Origin of the sequence: Parerythrobacter aestuarii (genome assembly GCF_030140925.1) — a bacterium.
Lineage (GTDB): Bacteria > Pseudomonadota > Alphaproteobacteria > Sphingomonadales > Sphingomonadaceae > Parerythrobacter > Parerythrobacter aestuarii.
The window spans coordinates 460,260-477,843 of sequence record NZ_JARBWD010000001.1 but is presented as its reverse complement, the minus strand read 5'-3'; the positions used below and the strand labels follow the sequence as shown (position 1 = coordinate 477,843).

Below are 17,584 nucleotides of genomic sequence, written 5' to 3'. Positions count from 1 at the left end.
TTGCATTCAACCGGCAACCGGCGCGAATTTTTCCAGCATGAGGCCAAAAAGCCCCCTATAGTCCAGCCATGACTTCGACCGACACTTCTGCCCCTGCCAACGGAACAGGATCACCCAAGGGCAAGACCACCAGCTACACCTTGTTGCGAGCGCTGGCGAACCTGCGCAAGTGGTGGCGCGAAGCGGTGGTGGCGACGGTCGACCAGGATGCCTGCATCGAGGCCATTCGCGGCGAATCCATGCTGACATCGCACTATGTCTTCATGACCATGATGTCGGCCGGCATCGCAGTGCTGGGACTGCTGCTCAGCTCTCCGGCGGTCGTGATCGGGGCCATGCTCCTTTCTCCGCTGATGAGTCCGATAATGGGCTCGGGATTCTCGCTCGCAATCGGCGATGTCGTGTGGCTGCGCCGCTGCTTGAGGGCACTGCTGATCGGTTCGGTGCTGGCGGTCCTGTTCTGCGCGCTGATCGTGCTGGCTTCGCCATTGCAGACGGTCACCGACGAGATTGCAGCCCGCACCCGGCCCAATTTGTTCGACCTGTTGGTCGCTCTGTTTTCTGCGCTTGCCGGTGCTTATGCCACCATTCGCGGCAAGATGGGCACCATCGTTGGCGTCGCCATCGCCACTGCCTTGATGCCGCCGCTGGCGGTGGTCGGGTTCGGGCTCGCGACGTTCAACTGGACGGTCTTTGGCGGCGCGCTGATGCTGTTCGTCACCAACCTCATGACGATTGCCTTCACCGCCACCATCATGGCCCGGCTCTATGGCTTCCGTTCGCAGCTGAGCGACAAGCAGAACCGGCTGCAGGACGTAGTGATCGCTTTCTCCTTCATCCTGCTGGCCATTCCCCTGGCGCTGACTTTGCGGACCATCGCGTGGGAGGCCAATGCCTCACGCCAGATCAACGCCGTCATCGAGGAGGCATTCGTCGAGGACGCCCGCGTCGACCAGCTTTCGATCGGTTTCGAGACCGACCCGATCCGGATTGAAGCCTCCGTGCTGACGCCCGAATTCGCACGCAACGCCCAGGCCGATGTATCGCGCCGTTTGCTGCGCTTGCTCGATCGACCGGTCAGTGTCGAGATAGACCAGTTCAAGGTAAGCAACGATCCCGGTGCCGCAGAGCAGGCCCAGCTTGAGCGGGCACGGGCGGAAGAAGCCGCACGGCAAAGCGCGCAGCAAGTGCGGGCACTGGCCGAGCGGCTTGCTCTCGTCGCCGGCGTCTCAGTCGGCGATGTCACCATTGACCGGGATAATCGCCGGGCCATGGCCGATGCGACAGGTCTGCCGGGGCTGGGCTGGGAAGGCTATCGCACGCTGGAGCAGCGCGCGGCAGCGGGCATGGAAGGTTGGGACGTGCGCCTGCGCCCGCCTATGGCTCCCCTGCCCGATATTCCGCTCGATCAGGAGGGTGCGCTGAGTGACGAGGGCGAACGTTTGGCCGCGCTGGTCGAATGGGCCGCTGCCCGCACGCGCATGCCGGTGGTTCTGAGCGGCCAGGGTGAGGCGCTGTCGGCTCTCGCCGATCGCTATGGCAAGGCGGGCATTTCCGTCGAGACCCGCGATACCGGACCGCAGGACAGGATTGTCACCGGCTGGGCTCAACCCCGGAGCCAATAGGCGCGCCAACCGGCCCTTCGATCACATCGACCCGGATTGTTCCCAGCCCCGATGAGCGGAACTCCACGGCGTCCCCCGAATGGAGGAAATGGCCGCTCTCGAGCTCGTTGGCAATGAAGGTCTCGATGATCGACGCGACCGGATCTGCGCCAGACAGCCAGGCACCTGACAGCAGGTAAGCCACGCCCCCTTCGATCATGTCCCCACGGCTCGGCGGGGTGAATATCACCCCTTCGGCGGTGCCGGACATCAGGGTCATGTCGGCGAGGATGCGCGGTTCTCGCGAAAGGCGATGATATTCGCCCTGATAGAGGAAGCGGGGTCGCTCCATATCGCCAAGCGCCTTCTCGGCGAGGGCGCGGAAATCGAGCGTCATCTCGCCCCCGCGCGCATCCTGGCGCGGTTCGCCATTGACGAGGGTCATCATCCGTTCTTTCGCCACGAACGCCGACCAGTCGCGCGGCACGACCAGGAACGGCCCTGTCGGGTAGAAATCGTGGCGACTCTTCCCATCACTGAAGCCGCGCCCGGAATCTAGATTGTCGGGATCGACCAGGCGAATGAGCGCAGCCCGGTCAGTGAAGTCCCCGCACAGGAACAATCCCTTCACGGCCGCATCGAAATCCGCCAGCGATACGACAGGACGATCGAACCGCATGCACAGCTCGACTTCGTAATCGAGCAGGACATCGTCGCGACCCTCGACTGTGGTTCTGGCCGCTGAAGGCTGGCCGAACTTGGGGAACTGGAACACCGCGCCGCTGGAGGCTTCCTCGGCATGTTCGGGGAAATTGGTGCCAGTGGCGAGATGGCGCTCGCCTGTCCCGCCCGCCGGCAGCAAGTCCGCAATGGCAAGGGTTTCCGTTGCCCCGCCGGCCAGGTCCTCCAGCCGGTCGGCGGCAACAGCGGCGAGGACCGCAAACGGGTCGGACGAGGCCGATCCCGTTGCTCGGGACAAATCGACCACCTGTACCTGTGTTACATCGAAGCCTGTCACCAGCAAGGTCGCCACGCTACCGTCGGCGCGCACGACCTGGGCCAGGGTGACGGCTTCGTCGAGCGAGGCCAGCGCTGGCTCCAAGGGAGCTTCTTCAAAGCTGGCGGGATTTCCACGGGGATCGGGTGAGGTCACCCACAAGCCGAAAACAATCACAACACCCAGCGCAAGCAACCCGGCCAAGCCCTTTGCCATCCTGCCTGCCATTCTGCCCCTCCCTTGCCGCGCATCATGCGGCTCGCGGTCGGAAAAACAAGAGGGGCCGGGCAGTCACCACGAATGGCATCCTGCCCGGCCCCCGTCAAAAGGCCAACAAGGGGTTGGACTTACTTCTTCTCGAGGTCGGCCTTGGTCAGGACCGGCGTCTGCTGCGTAGCCTTGGTCACGGCTTCAGCGCGGGCTTCATCAGGCGAAGCGACGAGGCCGATCTTGGCCAGCTCGCCGCCCTTGTCCCACATGGTGGTCCACTGGGTCAGGTACTCGGCGAGGCCGGGGATGGCGCCGACGTGGGCCTTCTTGACATAGACGAACAGCGGGCGGGCACCCGGATATTCGAAGCTCGAAATGTTCTCATAGGTCGGCTCGACCCCGTTCATGCTCAGGCCCTGGAGCTTGTCCATGTTCTCTTCGAGGTACGAGTAACCGAAGATGCCGACGGCGTTCGGGTTGCCCTGGATCTTCTGCACGATCAGATTGTCCTGCTCGCCCTGGTCGACATACTTGCCGTCCGAGCGCACTTCAGTGCAGGTGCGATCGTAGGCGTCTTCGTCGCTTTCTTTGAGTGCCTTCATCTCGTCGTTCTGCTTGCACGCCGCTTCGAGGATCAGTTCCTTGAGCGCGTCGCGCGTGCCCGACGTCGACGGCGGGCCGTAAACGAGGATCGGCAGGTCGGGCAGCGACGGATCGACATCGGACCAGGTCTCATTCGCCTGTTCCCCGCCATAGGGGTTGGCGGCAATGGCGCGATACACCATGTCCGGGGTCAGGTTCATGCTGATCCCGCCTTTGGCACTGGCAAAAGCGATCCCGTCGAGGCCGACCTGGATTTCAACGATGTCGGTCACGCCGTTGCTGGCGCAGGTGTCGAACTCGCTGGCCTTCATCCGGCGCGAGGCATTGGCCATGTCAGGCGACTGCGGGCCAACGCCCTCACAGAACAGCGCGATACCACCGCCGGTGCCGGTCGATTCGATCAGCGGCGAGGTGAACTGCGGATTGTTGCGAGCGAAGGTCTCTGCGACCAGCTTGGCAAACGGGAACACGGTCGAGGAGCCGACAGCGCGGATGTTTTCGCGGGTGCCGCCTCCGCCGGTTTCGCCACAGGCGGTGAGAGCGAGGCTGGCAGCAGTTGCCAGGGCAAGGGTCTTCATCAGTTTCATTGTTCAGTCCTTGGTTTGGATCTGCGGCTGCCCGTACCTAGCAGGCATGACAGCCGGATGACATTGCAGGCTTAATCAGAAATCGATCTGCGCGCGCACGCCGAGCGAGTCGACCGAGTAGGAGGTATCGCCGCCGGCCGCCGGATAGACCGCGTCCGAATACATCAGGTGGGCGTAGCCGATCATGAAGCGGGTATAGTCGGTCGGCGACCAGATCAGCGAGGCCAGCAGGCCATCCTGCGTACCGCCGAAGATGCCGGCGTCGGTCAGGTCCAGCCGGTCGTAGCGCAGGTTGATCTGCACCGCGCCGCTGCCGCCTTCTCCGACCGGCTTGTTCGGCTTGATACGGTCGAACTTGCCGCCCTTGTAGCCACGGGTATCGCCCTTGGTCAGGAACAGGCCGACTTCGGCATAACCACCAAAGAAGGTCGGGTCTGCCATGCCGGGCATGCTGACATTCTGCCAGAACACTTCGCCGGTGGCGTGGAAAGGCCCACGAATGATGGCCGCTTCACCGCCGAACCCGGTTTCGCTGGTAGCGCCGAGGTTGCCGGTGTTGATGAAGCGTTCGCCGGTGAAGTGGACCGCCGGGCGCTGGCGATAGCGAACCGTCGAGCCGGGCTCGAGATCGGCATAGTGGACCGAGCCACCTACATGCAGTTGGGTGTCGCCCAGCTTGGGAGCGTAGACCACGCGGGCATCCGCACCCCAGTTCTTGTTCGACAAGTCGTCGATGGCATCGGTGAACAGGCCGCCCTGGATGATCACGTCACCGGGGGTGTAGGTCAGCGATGCCCCAACGCGGCGCTCGAAACCGAAGGCATCGGTGAAGGCCGCGCGTTCCATGTGCGAGATCGACAGGCTGCTGGTCAGTTCTTCCAGGCTCTGGAAGTTGTTCTGTTGACCGATCGCGACCTCGAGATCGCCATCTTCGTAGCTGAGGAACGCGTCGGTGATAGCGACATCGCCACCAGCGAAATCGATTTCGAACTTGTAGCCGAAGCCGCCCGGCATGTCGCCCTGCACGCCAAGGCGGGCACGGCGAACTTCGTTGCCGAAGCCATCGCTGCGGCCGGTCGAATCGGGCGCCGAAACGAAGCCGGCGTCATACTGCAGGCGGCCGCGCGGCTTGAAGCTCCAGCCACCCTTGCCCTTGATCTCAGGCGCGCCCTTGAAGTTGACCTGCGTCGCATCAGCCTTGGCGACGCTCTCGGCAGCCTTCTCTTCGGCGCGAGCAGCCGCTTCGGTCGCGGCGTCTGCCGTCGACTGGGCAGCGGCAAGCTGGCCTTCAAGGGTCTGGATGCGGTTAGCCATGGTTTCCATCTGGGAACGCATGGTCGCCAGCTCTTCCAGCACTGCAGACGCATCAACGTCTTGCGCCAGCGCCGGGGTTGAGGTGCAGATTGCCGCGATCGATGCGGTGCACAAAAGCAGTCTGCTCAAGATTCGTACCTTCCTGTTGCAAGTGAGACAGCACGGTGCCGTTAGGCCGCCATTGTGTCCGCTTCGCTACGGCTAGATTGCAGAACTGTGACAATCCCCGGCTAATCGGTGATAGGCTGTGCTTGCAGCAAACTGGTTACACTTGTAACGACCTGCCCGATTCACGATCCCCCAGGAGACGCATGATGCGCATCGGTTGCCCCAAGGAAATCAAGAACCACGAATATCGCGTCGGGCTGACGCCGGAGAGCGCGCGCGAACTCGCCAGTAGGGGCAACGAAGTGTGGATCCAGAGTGGCGCAGGGCTCGGTATCGGGGCCACCGACGATGAATACCGCGCGGCAGGCGCGAGGATTGTCGATGGGCCGGATCCGATCTTCGCTGAGTGCGAGATGGTCGTGAAGGTCAAGGAACCACAGGCTGAAGAGCGTGCCAAGCTGCGCAAGGACCAGATACTCTATACCTACCTGCACCTGGCTCCCGATCCCGAACAGACCGCCGACCTCGTCAAGTCAGGTGTCACCGCGATCGCCTATGAAACCGTGACCGGCCCGCGCGGATCCTTGCCGCTGCTCAAGCCGATGAGCCAGGTCGCCGGTCGCATGAGCATCCAGGCCGGGGCCAGTGCGCTGGAGAAAGCGCATGGTGGGCGCGGTGTCCTGATCGGCGGCGTCCCGGGCGTGTTGCCGGGCAAGGTCGTGGTCATCGGTGGCGGTGTCGTCGGTTTCAACGCAGCGCAGATGGCGGTCGGCCTCGGCGGCGATGTCGAGATCCTCGACCGCGATCCCGAAGTTCTGGAGAAAGTCGGCACTTTCTTCGAAGCCCGCGCCAGCACGCGCTTTTCCAACAAGACCAACCTTGAAGAGGCGGTGTGCCAGGCCGATCTCGTGATCGGGGCCGTGCTGATCCCGGGAGCAGCCGCCCCCAAGCTGGTCACCCGCGACCTGCTCAAGCAGATGAAGCCCGGCGCAGTGCTGGTTGACGTGGCGATCGACCAGGGTGGCTGTTTCGAAACCTCGCACCCGACCACGCATGACGACCCGACCTATGTCGTCGACGATATTGTTCACTATTGCGTCGCCAACATGCCCGGCGCGGTCGCGCGCACCAGCACCTATGCGCTCAACAACGTCACCTTGCCGCACGCGCTACGCATGGCCGAGCTGGGCTGGAAGGACGCCATGCGCGCAAACGCGCACCTCGCCGCCGGGCTCAATGTCCACGATGGCAAGGTAACCTATGAAGCAGTCGCGACCGAGCTGGGTTATGATTACACACCGACCAGCGACGTTCTGGCCTGACCAGCTGATTCTTCAGCACGTTGTCCGCCACTTGCGATAGCGCTTGGCGCGGCGCGCGGTGCGATACTGGTCCGCCGCCAGCGCCAGGGCAGGCGCGCCGCCGTTGCCTGGGTTCCTGCCCTCGGCGATACGTTCGATCTGGGCCTTGGTCAGCGCCATCACGGCAAGGCCTGCCAGCGTGTTTTTCCAGCCGACCTTGGGCAGCGCAACCTCAGCGTTCTCTCCTGCCTCCCAATGGCGTGGCAAGAACGGATCGCTCGCCATCGCCCGGGCAATGCCGAGCAGCTGAACGCCAAAGCCGTGGTCGTCGGCGGTAAGCGCTTCTTCGGCTGTCGTCAGCTTCGTGATCCCGCCAGTGACCATGATCGGCATCTCAGCGACCTTGGCGATATCGCGGGCGAAATCGATAAAGTATGCCTCACGCTGCCCCGTCGAGCCTTCCTGCGGATTGCCTTGCATCGCCGGACTTTCGTAACTGCCGCCCGATAGCTCGACGAAATCGACGCCCTTGCCATTAAGCCACTCCACCACCTGCCGCGCGTCTTCGAAGGCGAAGCCGCCGCGCTGGAAATCGGCCGAGTTGAGCTTCACTCCGATCCCGAAGCCGGGTTTCACCCGCGCCCGACACGCTTCGACGATCCGCAGCAGGAAACGCGCCCGGTTCTCCAGGCTGCCACCCCATTCGTCTGCGCGCTTGTTGGTCAGTGGCGAGAGGAACTGGCTGACGAGATAGCCATGCGCGGCGTGGATCTGGACGCCGTCAAACCCGGCCGCTTCGGCCTGCTCTGCGGTATCGGCAAAACGGGCGATCTTGTCTTCGATCTCGTTTGCTTCGATCGCCCGCACTGGCGCGAACAGGTCGGAGAACTTGCCGAGATCGAGCGCGACATCGCTCGGTGACACCGCCGTCTCGCCCAGCGACTTGTACATCTGCCGCCCGGGATGGCTGATCTGCAGCCAGAACTGCCCGCCGCCCGACTTGCCGATCTGCGCCCAGCTCTTGAACGGGGTGAGGTCGGTGCCTTTTTGGAGCACCACCGCGCCCGGCCCGGTCATGGCGGAAGGATCGACCATGACATTCCCTGACAGGATCATGCCGACGCCGCCGCGCGCCCAGCGTTCGTAGAGTGTGAACAGCTTCTCGCCCGGCGTCTGCCCGGGCTGGACCGCGAGGTTCTCTTCCATCGCCGCCTTGCACAGGCGGTTCTTGAGCGTGCTGCCATTGGGCAGCACCAACGGCTGGAAGAGCGGTGACGATGACATGGACTATTCCCCCTGGTCGACCCGGAACGGTGCGATCACTTCCGGCCTAACGCGCACCAGCCGCTGGGTTTCCCGGTCGAGCATGGCCCAGGTCGTGAGCGCAGAGACGATTACTTTGCCTTGATCGTTGCGAAAATCGACCCGCCGCGCCGAAGTCGCGCCCCTGGCGTCGCCTGGAATCCAGGTTTCGCCGGTGACGCTCTCGCCTTCGGAAATATTGCCGCGATAGTCGATCTCGTGCCGCACCACGAGCCACACGAAATCGCGCGCGTGATCGGGCTCTGCAACCGCATCCCAATGCGCGGTCGCCATGTCCTGCACCCATTGCACCCAGACTGCATTGTTGACGTGCCCCATCACATCGATGTGCTCGGGTGCGGCGGTGAAGGACTGGCGGAAGGGTTCGGTCATGGTCTGATCGGCCTATCGCTTCGCTGTTTGAGGCCAGGTCACTCCTCCACCAACCCCAGCTGCCACAGGATGAAGGCGAACTCCTCGGCCGTCTCATACAGCGACGCAAACCGTCCCGACTTGCCGCCGTGGCCTGCGCCCATGTTGGTCTTCAGGAGCAACACATTGTCGTCGGTCTTGGTATCGCGCAGCTTGGCGACCCATTTGGCCGGCTCCCAATAGGTAACCCGCGGGTCGTTGAGCCCGGCGGTGACGAGCATCGGCGGGTAGTCCTGCGCAATGACCTGGTCATAGGGCGAGTAGCTGAGGATGTAGCCGAAGGACTGCTTGCTGGTAATCGGGTTGCCCCATTCAGGCCATTCGCCCGGCGTCAGCGGCAGGCTCTCGTCCTGCATGGTGTTGAGGACGTCGACAAACGGCACATGGCTCACCACCGCGCCCCACAGGTCGGGATCGGTGTTGACGATCACGCCCATCAGCTCGCCCCCGGCCGAGCCGCCGCTGGCGGTGATCTTGCCTTTCTCGGTATAGCCCTTGTCGATCAGCCCCTTCGCCACGTCGACGAAGTCGTTGAAGGTGTTCCAGCGCTCGTTGAGCTTGCCCTGCAAATACCAGCGCCGCCCGAGGTCGTCCCCGCCGCGGATATGCGCGATGGCATAGGCCATCCCGCGATCGACGAGGCTGAGGCGCGTGGTCGAGAAGCCCGGCGGCACGGCATAGCCATAGGCACCATAGGCATAGAGGTGGAGCGGGCCTGCCCCGGCGGGGCGATCCTTGCGCATCAGCACGCTGACCGGGACCTGTGTGCCATCCCGCGCGGTGATGGTCAGGCGCTCGGTTGTGTAGAGCGAAGCATCATAACCGCTGGGGATTTCCTGCTGCTTGAGCAGTTCGAGCGAGCCGTTGGTGACATCGTAATCATAGACCGAGTCCGGCGTGACCATGCTCTCGTAGGTCAGCCGCAGCTTGCTGACATCGTATTCGGGATTGTTGGAGAGGCCCGCGACATAGCTCGCCTCGGGGAAGGCAATCGGCGTGATGTCGGCTGAGTCGTCGTAAGACCGCAGCTGGACCTGGTCCAGGCCGTCGAGCCGCCCTTCGGTGACGTAGAAATCCTTGAACAGCTCGAATCCCTGCAGGTAGAATTCGTCCGATCCCGCGATCAGCGTTTCCCACTCGCCCGGTGCATCGATCGAGGCGGTGGCGAGCCGGAAATTGATGTGGTCGTCATTGGTGTGGATGTAGAGCGTGCCGTCACGTACATCGACATCGTATTCGACGCCTTTTTCGCGCGCCTTTATGAGGATCTGCTCCCCGGTCGGATCGTCGGCGCGCACCAGCCGCACTTCACTGGTCTCGTTGTCGCCCGTAGCGATGACCAACCAGTCTTCCTGCGCCGACAGACCTGCACCGACGCGGAAGCCCTCGTCTTCCTCGCGGAAGATCTCGACATCGTCGGCGACATCGGAGCCGATCCTGTGCAGGCGGACATTGTCGACACGCCAGTTCTCGTTCGCTTTGCCGTAAGCGATCATGCTGTCGCCGGCGACCCAGGTCAGCCCGGAGAGCGTCTCCGGGATCACATCCTCGAGCAGCTCGCCGGTCTCAAGGTCCTTGATCCGCGCGGTGTAGCGTTCCGAGCCATTGTCGTCGGTGGAATAGGCCAGGAATCGACCATTGTCGGAGACGGAGAACGCACCAAGGCGGAAGTAATCCTTGCCCTCGGCCAGCGCGTTTTCGTCGAGGATCAGCGACGGCTCACCCTCGCCCGCGGCGGGCTTACGATACCACTTGCGGTATTCCTTCCCCTCTTCGAATTCGGTCCAGTAGATCCAGTCGCCATCCTTCTGCGGGACCGAGCTGTCGTCTTCCTTGATCCGGCCCTTCATCTCCTCGAACAGGCTTTCGACGAAATCCTTCCGCGGGGCCATGGCCGCTTCGAACCAGGCGTTTTCGGCCTTCACATAGTCGAGCACATCCTCGTCATCGACCTTGGGATAGGACTGATCCTTGAGCCAGAAATACGGATCTTCGATGGTGATCCCGTGGCGGGTGTAGCTGTAGTCGCGCTTTTCCGCCTTGGGCGGGGAAATGGGAGCGGTCTTGCTCACGCTGGCAGTATCCTCTTGGCTGGTGGTCTCGTTGGCCATCACCGGGGCAGCGGCCAGGCTGGCGGCGAGAGCGATCAGAGCGGTCATGCGGTGTTTCATCGGTCGTGAAATCCATGTTGTCGCTGGCTTGGGTGGTAAGCCCGTGCCGCAAGGCCTATGATAGGGGGCATACGCACACAAGAGCGCACACACGAATACCCAAGGATCGATCAAATGCTGATGCAAACCCATGAAGCCCGCCTTGCCGCCCTGCGCGAGCAGTTGAAGAAGCAGGGCCTCGACGGATTCGTCATCCCGATCAGCGACGAGCACATGAGCGAGTATGTGGGTGACTATGCCCAACGGCTGGCGTGGCTCACCGGCTTTGGCGGATCGGCAGGTAGCGCCGCCGTCCTTGCGGACAAGGCAGCGATCTTCGTCGACGGGCGCTATACCGTGCAGGTGCGCGACCAGGTCGACGAACGGCTGTTTGCCTACCAGTCTGTCCCTGCCACCAGCCCGGCCAAGTGGCTGGCCGAGAATGCGCAAGAAGGCGCAAAGATCGGCTTCGATCCGTGGCTGCACTCGCGCGGCTGGGCCAAGGCTGCTGCAAAACTGCTGGTCGAGGGCGGGGCTGAGCTAATCCCGGTCGAGAGCAACCCGCTCGATGCGGTTTGGCAGGATCAGCCAGACCCTTCCGCTGCCGTGGCCACCATCCAGGCCGAAGACCTCGCAGGGCGCAGCCATGCCGAGAAGCGCAGCGAAGTGGCGCAGTGGCTGAAGGACAAGAAGCTCGACGCAGCGGTGATCTCCGCGCTCGATTCGGTGGCCTGGCTGCTCAACATCCGCGGCAAGGATGTGAGCCACACGCCGGTCGCTCTCTCCTATGTGTTGGCGCATGAGGACGGCACCGCCGAACTGTTCATCGCCAGCGAAAAGGTCACCCCCGAGCTCAAGCAGCATCTCGGCAATGCGGTGACCATTCGCGAGCGCAGCGAATTCGACGGCGCGCTCAAGGCAATGAAGGGCAAGCGCGTCGCGATCGACCCCGACTACGGTGTAGCCGCCATTGCGCTGGCGCTGGAAGAGGGCGGCGCGACACCGGTAATGCAGCGCGACCCGACCATCCTTGCCAAGGCAGTGAAGAATTCCGCCGAAGCGCAGGGTCACCGCGAAGCGCAGGCGCTCGACGGGGTGGCGGTGTGCAAGTATCTCCACTGGCTCAGCGTTGAAGCGCCCAAAGGCGGGATCGACGAGCTGACCGCCGCGGCCAAGCTGCTGGAGTTCCGCCAGCACTATGGCGATTTGCGCGATACCAGCTTCGACACCATCTCCGCCGCCGCCGGCCATGCCGCGCTGCCGCATTACAAGGTCGATGAAGACACCAATATCCCGATCCCGCCGGGCAGCATCTACCTGTGCGATTCGGGCGGGCAGTACCCTTGCGGCACCACCGACATAACCCGCACCATCTGGGTTGGTCCGGGAGAGCCTACTGCTGAGATGAAGGACCGCTTCACCCGCGTGCTCAAGGGCCATATTGCCATTGCGCAGGCGATTTTCCCCGAGGGCACCTGCGGCGGCCAGCTCGATAGCCTGGCGCGCCAGTTCCTGTGGGCGGCAGGGACCGACTATGCCCATGGCACCGGTCACGGGGTAGGCAGTTTCCTCTCCGTCCACGAGGGTCCGCAGCGGATCGGCAAGATCAACGGGGCTCAGGCCGGCACGCTGGAACCGATCCTGCCTGGCATGATCCTCTCCAACGAACCGGGCTATTACAAGGCTGGCGAATTCGGCATCAGGATCGAGAACCTGGTCCTGACCGAGGAGCGCAACATCGAGGGTGCCGACGAGGGCCGCTGGTTCGGGTTCGAGAACCTGACCTGGGTGCCGGTCGACCGCACGCTGATCGAGCCTGCGCTGCTGACAGCAGACGAGCGCGCCTGGCTCGACCGGTACCATGCCGACACCCGCTCGCTGCTGGCCTCGCGGCTCGAAGGCGACGTGCTCGACTGGCTGATGGCGAATACCGAACCGCTCTGATCGCGCTTGTGACACTGCTGATGTTCTAGTAATGTTCTCTTGCTCCGAGTCGCAGGTGCGAGTCGGTTTTCAGGAGGACACACGATGATCGGCTATGTCACACTCGGCACCAACGACCTCGAGAAGAATGCCCCGTTCTACGATGCCATTGCCAAGGCGATGGGCGTCGGGCGGATGATGGAGTTCGACAGCTTCATCGCCTGGGGCACCATGGATGGTCCCGCAGGTGTCGCGCTGACCAAGCCCTTCGACGGCAAGGAAGCAAGTGTCGGCAACGGCACCATGGTGGCGCTGCAGGTCGATGGACCAGACAAGGTCAGGGAACTCTACGATATCGCGCTCGCCAATGGCGGCAGCGACGAAGGTGAGCCCGGCCCGCGCGGTGACGACGGCTTTTACGCCGCCTATTTCCGCGACCCCGATGGCAACAAGCTCAATGCCTTCTGCATGACGCAGGCGGGCTGACACGAACATTCCGAGGCGCGGCGTTCAGGTTTTCAGACAGATGAATGAACGTCGCGCACTGATACAATCAGCGACAAATCGCCCTGAAACGGGCAAACTCCTGCGACACTGCGGGCCTAGAACAGGCTTCGTGAGTTGCGAAGCGGGCTCGACCCCAATCCTCCCCCTCTCCCCCCTGTCCGCTTCGCAGCTCCGTAGTTTTCGACTAACGGAGTTGCTGTGATGAAAAAGATGTCCCTTGTCCTCGCTACCGGCGCCTTGCTTGCTGGTGGTGCCGCCATTGCCCAACCTTTCGGCGAACGCGCCGAACGTGGCCCCGCCACCCGCGATACGGTGATCGAACGCACCGATGCGATGTTCGCGAAAATGGACGCCAATGGTGACGGCGTCCTTAGCGAAGCCGACCGCGAAGCCAAGATGGCCGAACGCTTTGCCCAGATGGATACCGATGGCGACGGTGTGCTGAGCCGGACCGAATTCGCCGCAGCCCACGAAGCCATGCGCGACAAGCGTGCCGAACGCCGCGAAGCGCGCGCCGAACGGCGTGCCAATAATCCGGGCGGCGAGCGCATGGGTCGCCATGGTGGCCGACATCATGGACAGGGTGGCCCCGGCGGCATGATCAGGGCCGCCGATGCCAACGGTGACGGGCAGGTCACGAAGGCTGAATTGCAGACAGCGGCACTGGCCCGCTTCGACAAGGCCGACACCGATGGCGACGGCACGGTCACCCGCGAAGAGCGCCGCGCCGCCATGCAGGCGTTCCGGACCGAAAAGCGCGGCCAGTAAGCAGGTAATCAGGATGGGGGCCGGCAACGGGATGAGCACAAGCGAGGCCGATAAGCCCGTTCACGTCCTGCTCGTCGATGACGAGGCCAGCCTGCGCGAACCCCTGGCCGAATATCTCACCGGCCAGGGGTTTCGCGTGTCCGAAGCCGAAAGTGGTGCGGGCGCACGCAGCGTGCTGCTCAACCAACACCCCGACATCGCGCTGGTCGACATCATGATGCCAGGCGAAGACGGTCTCTCGCTGACACGCTTCCTGACCGAAACCAAGGGCCTGCCGGTCATCCTGCTCACCGCCAAAGGCGAAGCGACCGACCGCATCATCGGGCTGGAGATCGGCGCAGACGACTATGTTCCCAAGCCGTTCGAGCCACGCGAACTGGTTGCGCGCATCCGCTCCGTACTGCGCCGGGCCGGTCGCGCTGCGGTCGCTTCACCGGAAGAAGATGCGCTCTACCAGTTCGATGGCTGGCACCTCGATCCGCTCAAGCGCAAACTGACCGATCCTGACGGCAGCGTCGTCTCCATCTCCACTGCCGAGTTCCGCTTGTTGCGGGCTTTCCTCGACCATCCTCGCAGCGTGCTGGACCGCGACCGGCTGCTCGATATGGTGCAGGGCCGCGAAGCGCATATGTTCGACCGCGCGGTCGATAACCAGGTTAGCCGCTTGCGCCGCAAGATCGAAGCCGACAGCCGCGATCCGCAATTGATCCTGACCGTCCGCGGTGGCGGCTACCGCTTTGCCGCCAATGTCACCCGCGTGGCGCTGGCGCGGGACTGAGCGATGCGGTTGTGGCCCAGGAGCCTTTTGGGGCAGACGCTTTTCGCGGTCGGCGCCGCGCTGCTGGTTGCACAGTCGGTCTCCGCTGTCTTGCTCTACCGGGCGGTCGAAAACCGGCGCGAGGCCGCCGTCCTCAATGCTGCTGCGCTGAGCCTGCTGATTGATCCGGACACGCGCGGTCGCCAGTTTCGTCGATCACTCGAACGTATGGGCCGCGAGATGGAGATCGACCGCCCCGCCGGCCGCCCGATGCGGACCCGCAGCAGCGAATCCAGCCCGCTGCTCCCAGCGGAACGCGATTCGGTTGGGCGGTCGGAACGCCTTGGCGAGATTCTCTCTGGGCAGGGACTGCAGCCGGTCACTTTGCAGACGACCGTGCGCGTCGCCGGTGACGATCCTGTGCTCCAGCAATTGGCGCGTGATCGCCCTCGTTTCGCTGCTCAACCGGGCTGGGCGGACAGGCGCATTCTCGTTGCCGGGATCCAACTGCAGCAAGGTGGCCCCTGGCGCGTGGCGCGGGTCCCGATACCGCCACGCGAACCACGCGCGGTTGGCGGGATCGTGCTCCAGACGCTGGTACTCTTCGTTTTCCTCATGGCCGTGCTCTTCTTCCTGTTACGCAGAATCACGCGACCGCTCGCCGCCCTGACTCAGCGCACAGAACGCTTTGCTGCGACTCAGGATGCCAGCGGCCAGCTTGCCCCGCGCGGGCCAGACGACATCAGCCGCCTGCAAGCCGCGCACAACGCCATGGAAAACCGTATCGCGGCGATGCTCGACGAGAAGGACGTGATGCTCGGTGCGATCGGGCATGACCTCAAGACGCCGCTCGCAGCGCTGAGGGTACGGATCGAATCGGTCGGGGACGAGGCGCAGCGCAACAAGATGGCTGCTGGGATCGAAGACATCACTCGCTCGCTTGACGATATCCTGTCGCTCGCCCGGATCGGCCGGACAGACCAGCCACCCGAGCCAGCCCAGCTTGGCGCACTGGTGGAATCGGTGGTCGAGGAATTCGAGGACATGGGTGAGCCGGTCGCGCTGGAGGCAATCGAGCGGATCGTTGCCCCGATCCACCTGACCTGGCTGCGGCGGGCACTGCGCAACCTGATTTCCAATGCGCTGCGTTACGGCAAGCGCGCGCGCGTTTCACTGCTGCGTGCCAACGCCACCATTGTCCTGCGCGTTGATGATGACGGGGCAGGCATCCGGCCCGACCAGATCGCTACCATGCTCGAGCCCTTCCAGCGCGGCGAGACGAGCCGCAACCGTGCCACTGGTGGCGCGGGATTGGGTCTCACACTCGCGCGCGCCATTGCCGAACAGCATGGCGGCACGCTGGTGCTTTCCAATCGCGCCGAAGGTGGGTTGCGGGCAGAAATCCGCCTGCCAGCGCCTTAGCGCATCAACCCGCCGATCAGGTTGCGCACGAACCGCCCGGCCAGACCTCCGCCGAGCTCCGTCGCGATGGACCCAGCTGCCGAAGTGGCCGCCGTTTTCATCGGATTGGCGCGGCTTTTCTTGCCGGTGATCTTGGCCGCGACCAGCGCCGCTGCGGAACTGGCCGCAGCGCCCATCGCGGCCTTGCCGGCCTTCTCCCACATCGAAGTGGTCTTGCGGCTGCGCTTGGCGACTTCCTCGGTGCCTTTTTCTTCGACTTCCTTGGCGGTCTCGGCAGCATCGGCGGCCTTCGCAGCGAGCACTTCCTCGGCACTTTCGCGATCGACGGCAACGTCATATTTGCCTTCGACCGGACTGATCGACTTGATGATCGCGCGTTCCTTCACCGTTACCGGACCCAGCCTGCTGCGCGGCGGCTTGATCAGCGTGCGTTGCACCACCGTGGGTGCGCCATCCTCGTCCAGCGTCGAGACAAGCGCTTCGCCGACCTTGAGCTCGGTGATGGCTTCTTCGACATCCAGGTCGGGGTTGATACGGAAGGTTTCCGCAGCCGCCTTGATCGCCCGCTGGTCGCGCGGGGTGAAGGCGCGCAGGGCGTGCTGCACCCGGTTACCCAGCTGGCCTGCGACCTCTTCCGGGATGTCGATCGGGTTCTGGGTACAGAAATAGACTCCGACACCCTTTGAGCGGATCAGCCGCACGACCTGCTCGATCTTCTCCTGCAGGGCCTTGGGCGCATCGTCGAACAGCAGGTGCGCTTCATCGAAGAAGAACACCAGCTTGGGCTTCTCCGGATCCCCCACCTCGGGCAGCGTTTCGAACAGTTCGGCCAGCAGCCACAACAAGAAAGTGGCGTAGAGCTTGGGGCTGCGCATCAGCTTGTCGGCGGCGAGCACGTTGATATAGCCGCGGCCTTGTTCGTCGACGGCAAGGAAATCGTCGATTTCCAGCGCGGGCTCGCCGAAGAACTGGTCCGCCCCCTGGCTCTCGAAGCTCAGCAGCTGGCGCTGGATCGCGCCAACCGATTGCTTCGACACATTGCCGTATTTGCCCGACAGCTCGCTGGCATTCTCCGATGCCCACATCAGCACTGACTGCAAATCACCGAAATCGAGCAGCAACAGGCCGTTCTCGTCGGCATGGCGGAAGACGATCTGCAGCACGCCTTCCTGCGTGTCATTGAGATCGAGCAGGCGCGACAGCAGCAGCGGCCCCATTTCGGAAACGGTGGTGCGGATCGGGTGGCCCTGCTCGCCATAAAGGTCCCAGAAGACAGCCGGGTTATCGGAATAGGCGTAATCGTCCATGCCCAGTTCCTTGGCACGGCCTTCCAGCTTGTCGGCATGCTTGAACTGCGGCGATCCGGACATGGAAATGCCCGACAAATCGCCTTTCACATCGGCCACGAATACCGGCACGCCTTCGGCCGAGAAGCTCTCCGCCAGGCCCTGCAGGGTCACGGTCTTGCCGGTGCCGGTCGCCCCGGCAATCAAACCGTGGCGGTTAGCAAGGCCTAGGTCGAGATACTGCTTTTCGCCATTGGCGGCGAGACCGAGGAATATCTGGCTCATAATCGAAAGGACCCCTAGAGATTCATGC

General features: G+C 63.5%; 14 protein-coding genes. 7 read left to right on the top strand and 7 right to left on the bottom strand.

Annotated elements, in window-relative coordinates:
- Nucleotides 1-68: 68 nt before the first annotated feature.
- On the top strand, nt 69-1,625 hold the full coding sequence (locus tag QPW08_RS02395) for a DUF389 domain-containing protein (RefSeq protein WP_284124132.1): 1,557 nt from the start codon (nt 69-71) through the stop codon (nt 1,623-1,625).
- On the opposite strand, the gene QPW08_RS02390 is transcribed toward QPW08_RS02395, so the two are convergent.
- The 3 genes from QPW08_RS02390 to QPW08_RS02380 form a co-directional block, all read right to left on the bottom strand.
- Nucleotides 1,594-2,829 (bottom strand): fumarylacetoacetate hydrolase family protein, encoded by a 1,236-nt coding sequence (locus QPW08_RS02390; RefSeq protein WP_284124131.1) that lies wholly within the window; start codon nt 2,827-2,829, stop codon nt 1,594-1,596. The two genes, QPW08_RS02395 and QPW08_RS02390, sit on opposite strands and share 32 nt — an antisense overlap.
- 119 nt (nt 2,830-2,948) lie before the next feature.
- On the bottom strand, nt 2,949-4,001 hold the full coding sequence (locus QPW08_RS02385) for a substrate-binding domain-containing protein (protein ID WP_284124130.1): 1,053 nt from the start codon (nt 3,999-4,001) through the stop codon (nt 2,949-2,951).
- A gap of 75 nt (nt 4,002-4,076) precedes the next feature.
- Nucleotides 4,077-5,444, bottom strand: a complete 1,368-nt coding sequence (locus QPW08_RS02380; RefSeq protein ID WP_284124129.1) for an OprO/OprP family phosphate-selective porin — start codon at nt 5,442-5,444, stop codon at nt 4,077-4,079.
- A gap of 185 nt (nt 5,445-5,629) precedes the next feature.
- Here QPW08_RS02380 and ald point away from each other — a divergent pair, with 185 nt between their 5' ends.
- The gene (ald, locus tag QPW08_RS02375) at nt 5,630-6,745 is read left to right on the top strand and encodes an alanine dehydrogenase (protein WP_284126282.1); all 1,116 of its coding nucleotides are present in this window, start codon (nt 5,630-5,632) and stop codon (nt 6,743-6,745) included.
- A 12-nt stretch (nt 6,746-6,757) separates the two neighbouring features.
- Here ald and QPW08_RS02370 read toward each other — a convergent pair whose 3' ends face one another.
- From QPW08_RS02370 to QPW08_RS02360, 3 genes are read right to left on the bottom strand one after another with little or no spacing between them, the layout of a single operon-like run.
- A complete protein-coding gene (locus tag QPW08_RS02370; RefSeq protein WP_284124128.1) occupies nt 6,758-8,008 on the bottom strand; it encodes an NADH:flavin oxidoreductase/NADH oxidase family protein in 1,251 nt (416 codons plus the stop codon).
- A 3-nt stretch (nt 8,009-8,011) separates the two neighbouring features.
- Nucleotides 8,012-8,419: an acyl-CoA thioesterase gene (locus QPW08_RS02365; protein ID WP_284124127.1), complete on the bottom strand. Its 408-nt coding sequence runs from the start codon at nt 8,417-8,419 to the stop codon at nt 8,012-8,014.
- 38 nt (nt 8,420-8,457) lie between these two features.
- Nucleotides 8,458-10,617 carry a S9 family peptidase gene (locus QPW08_RS02360; protein WP_407674543.1) on the bottom strand — a complete coding sequence of 720 codons (2,160 nt, stop codon included), beginning with the start codon at nt 10,615-10,617 and terminating at the stop codon, nt 8,458-8,460.
- Between the two features lie 126 nt (nt 10,618-10,743).
- On the opposite strand from QPW08_RS02360, the gene QPW08_RS02355 reads away from it, so the two are divergent.
- The 5 genes from QPW08_RS02355 to QPW08_RS02335 all read left to right on the top strand — a co-directional run bounded on the left by QPW08_RS02355 (nt 10,744) and on the right by QPW08_RS02335 (nt 15,985).
- Entirely contained in the window at nt 10,744-12,552 is a 1,809-nt protein-coding gene (locus QPW08_RS02355) for an aminopeptidase P family protein (RefSeq protein ID WP_284124126.1), read from the top strand.
- A gap of 84 nt (nt 12,553-12,636) precedes the next feature.
- Entirely contained in the window at nt 12,637-13,017 is a 381-nt protein-coding gene (locus QPW08_RS02350) for a VOC family protein (RefSeq protein ID WP_284124125.1), read from the top strand.
- 222 nt (nt 13,018-13,239) lie between these two features.
- Nucleotides 13,240-13,806 (top strand): EF-hand domain-containing protein, encoded by a 567-nt coding sequence (locus QPW08_RS02345; RefSeq protein ID WP_284124124.1) that lies wholly within the window; start codon nt 13,240-13,242, stop codon nt 13,804-13,806.
- Between the two features lie 31 nt (nt 13,807-13,837).
- Complete coding sequence (locus QPW08_RS02340) at nt 13,838-14,584, top strand: response regulator (RefSeq protein WP_284124123.1); 747 nt, start codon at nt 13,838-13,840, stop codon at nt 14,582-14,584.
- A gap of 27 nt (nt 14,585-14,611) precedes the next feature.
- Nucleotides 14,612-15,985, top strand: a complete 1,374-nt coding sequence (locus tag QPW08_RS02335; protein WP_326521293.1) for a sensor histidine kinase — start codon at nt 14,612-14,614, stop codon at nt 15,983-15,985.
- Here the strand turns inward: QPW08_RS02335 and QPW08_RS02330 are convergent.
- Nucleotides 15,982-17,556 carry a helicase HerA-like domain-containing protein gene (locus QPW08_RS02330; protein ID WP_284124121.1) on the bottom strand — a complete coding sequence of 525 codons (1,575 nt, stop codon included), beginning with the start codon at nt 17,554-17,556 and terminating at the stop codon, nt 15,982-15,984. The genes QPW08_RS02335 and QPW08_RS02330 overlap by 4 nt on opposite strands.
- Nucleotides 17,557-17,584: the final 28 nt, after the last annotated feature.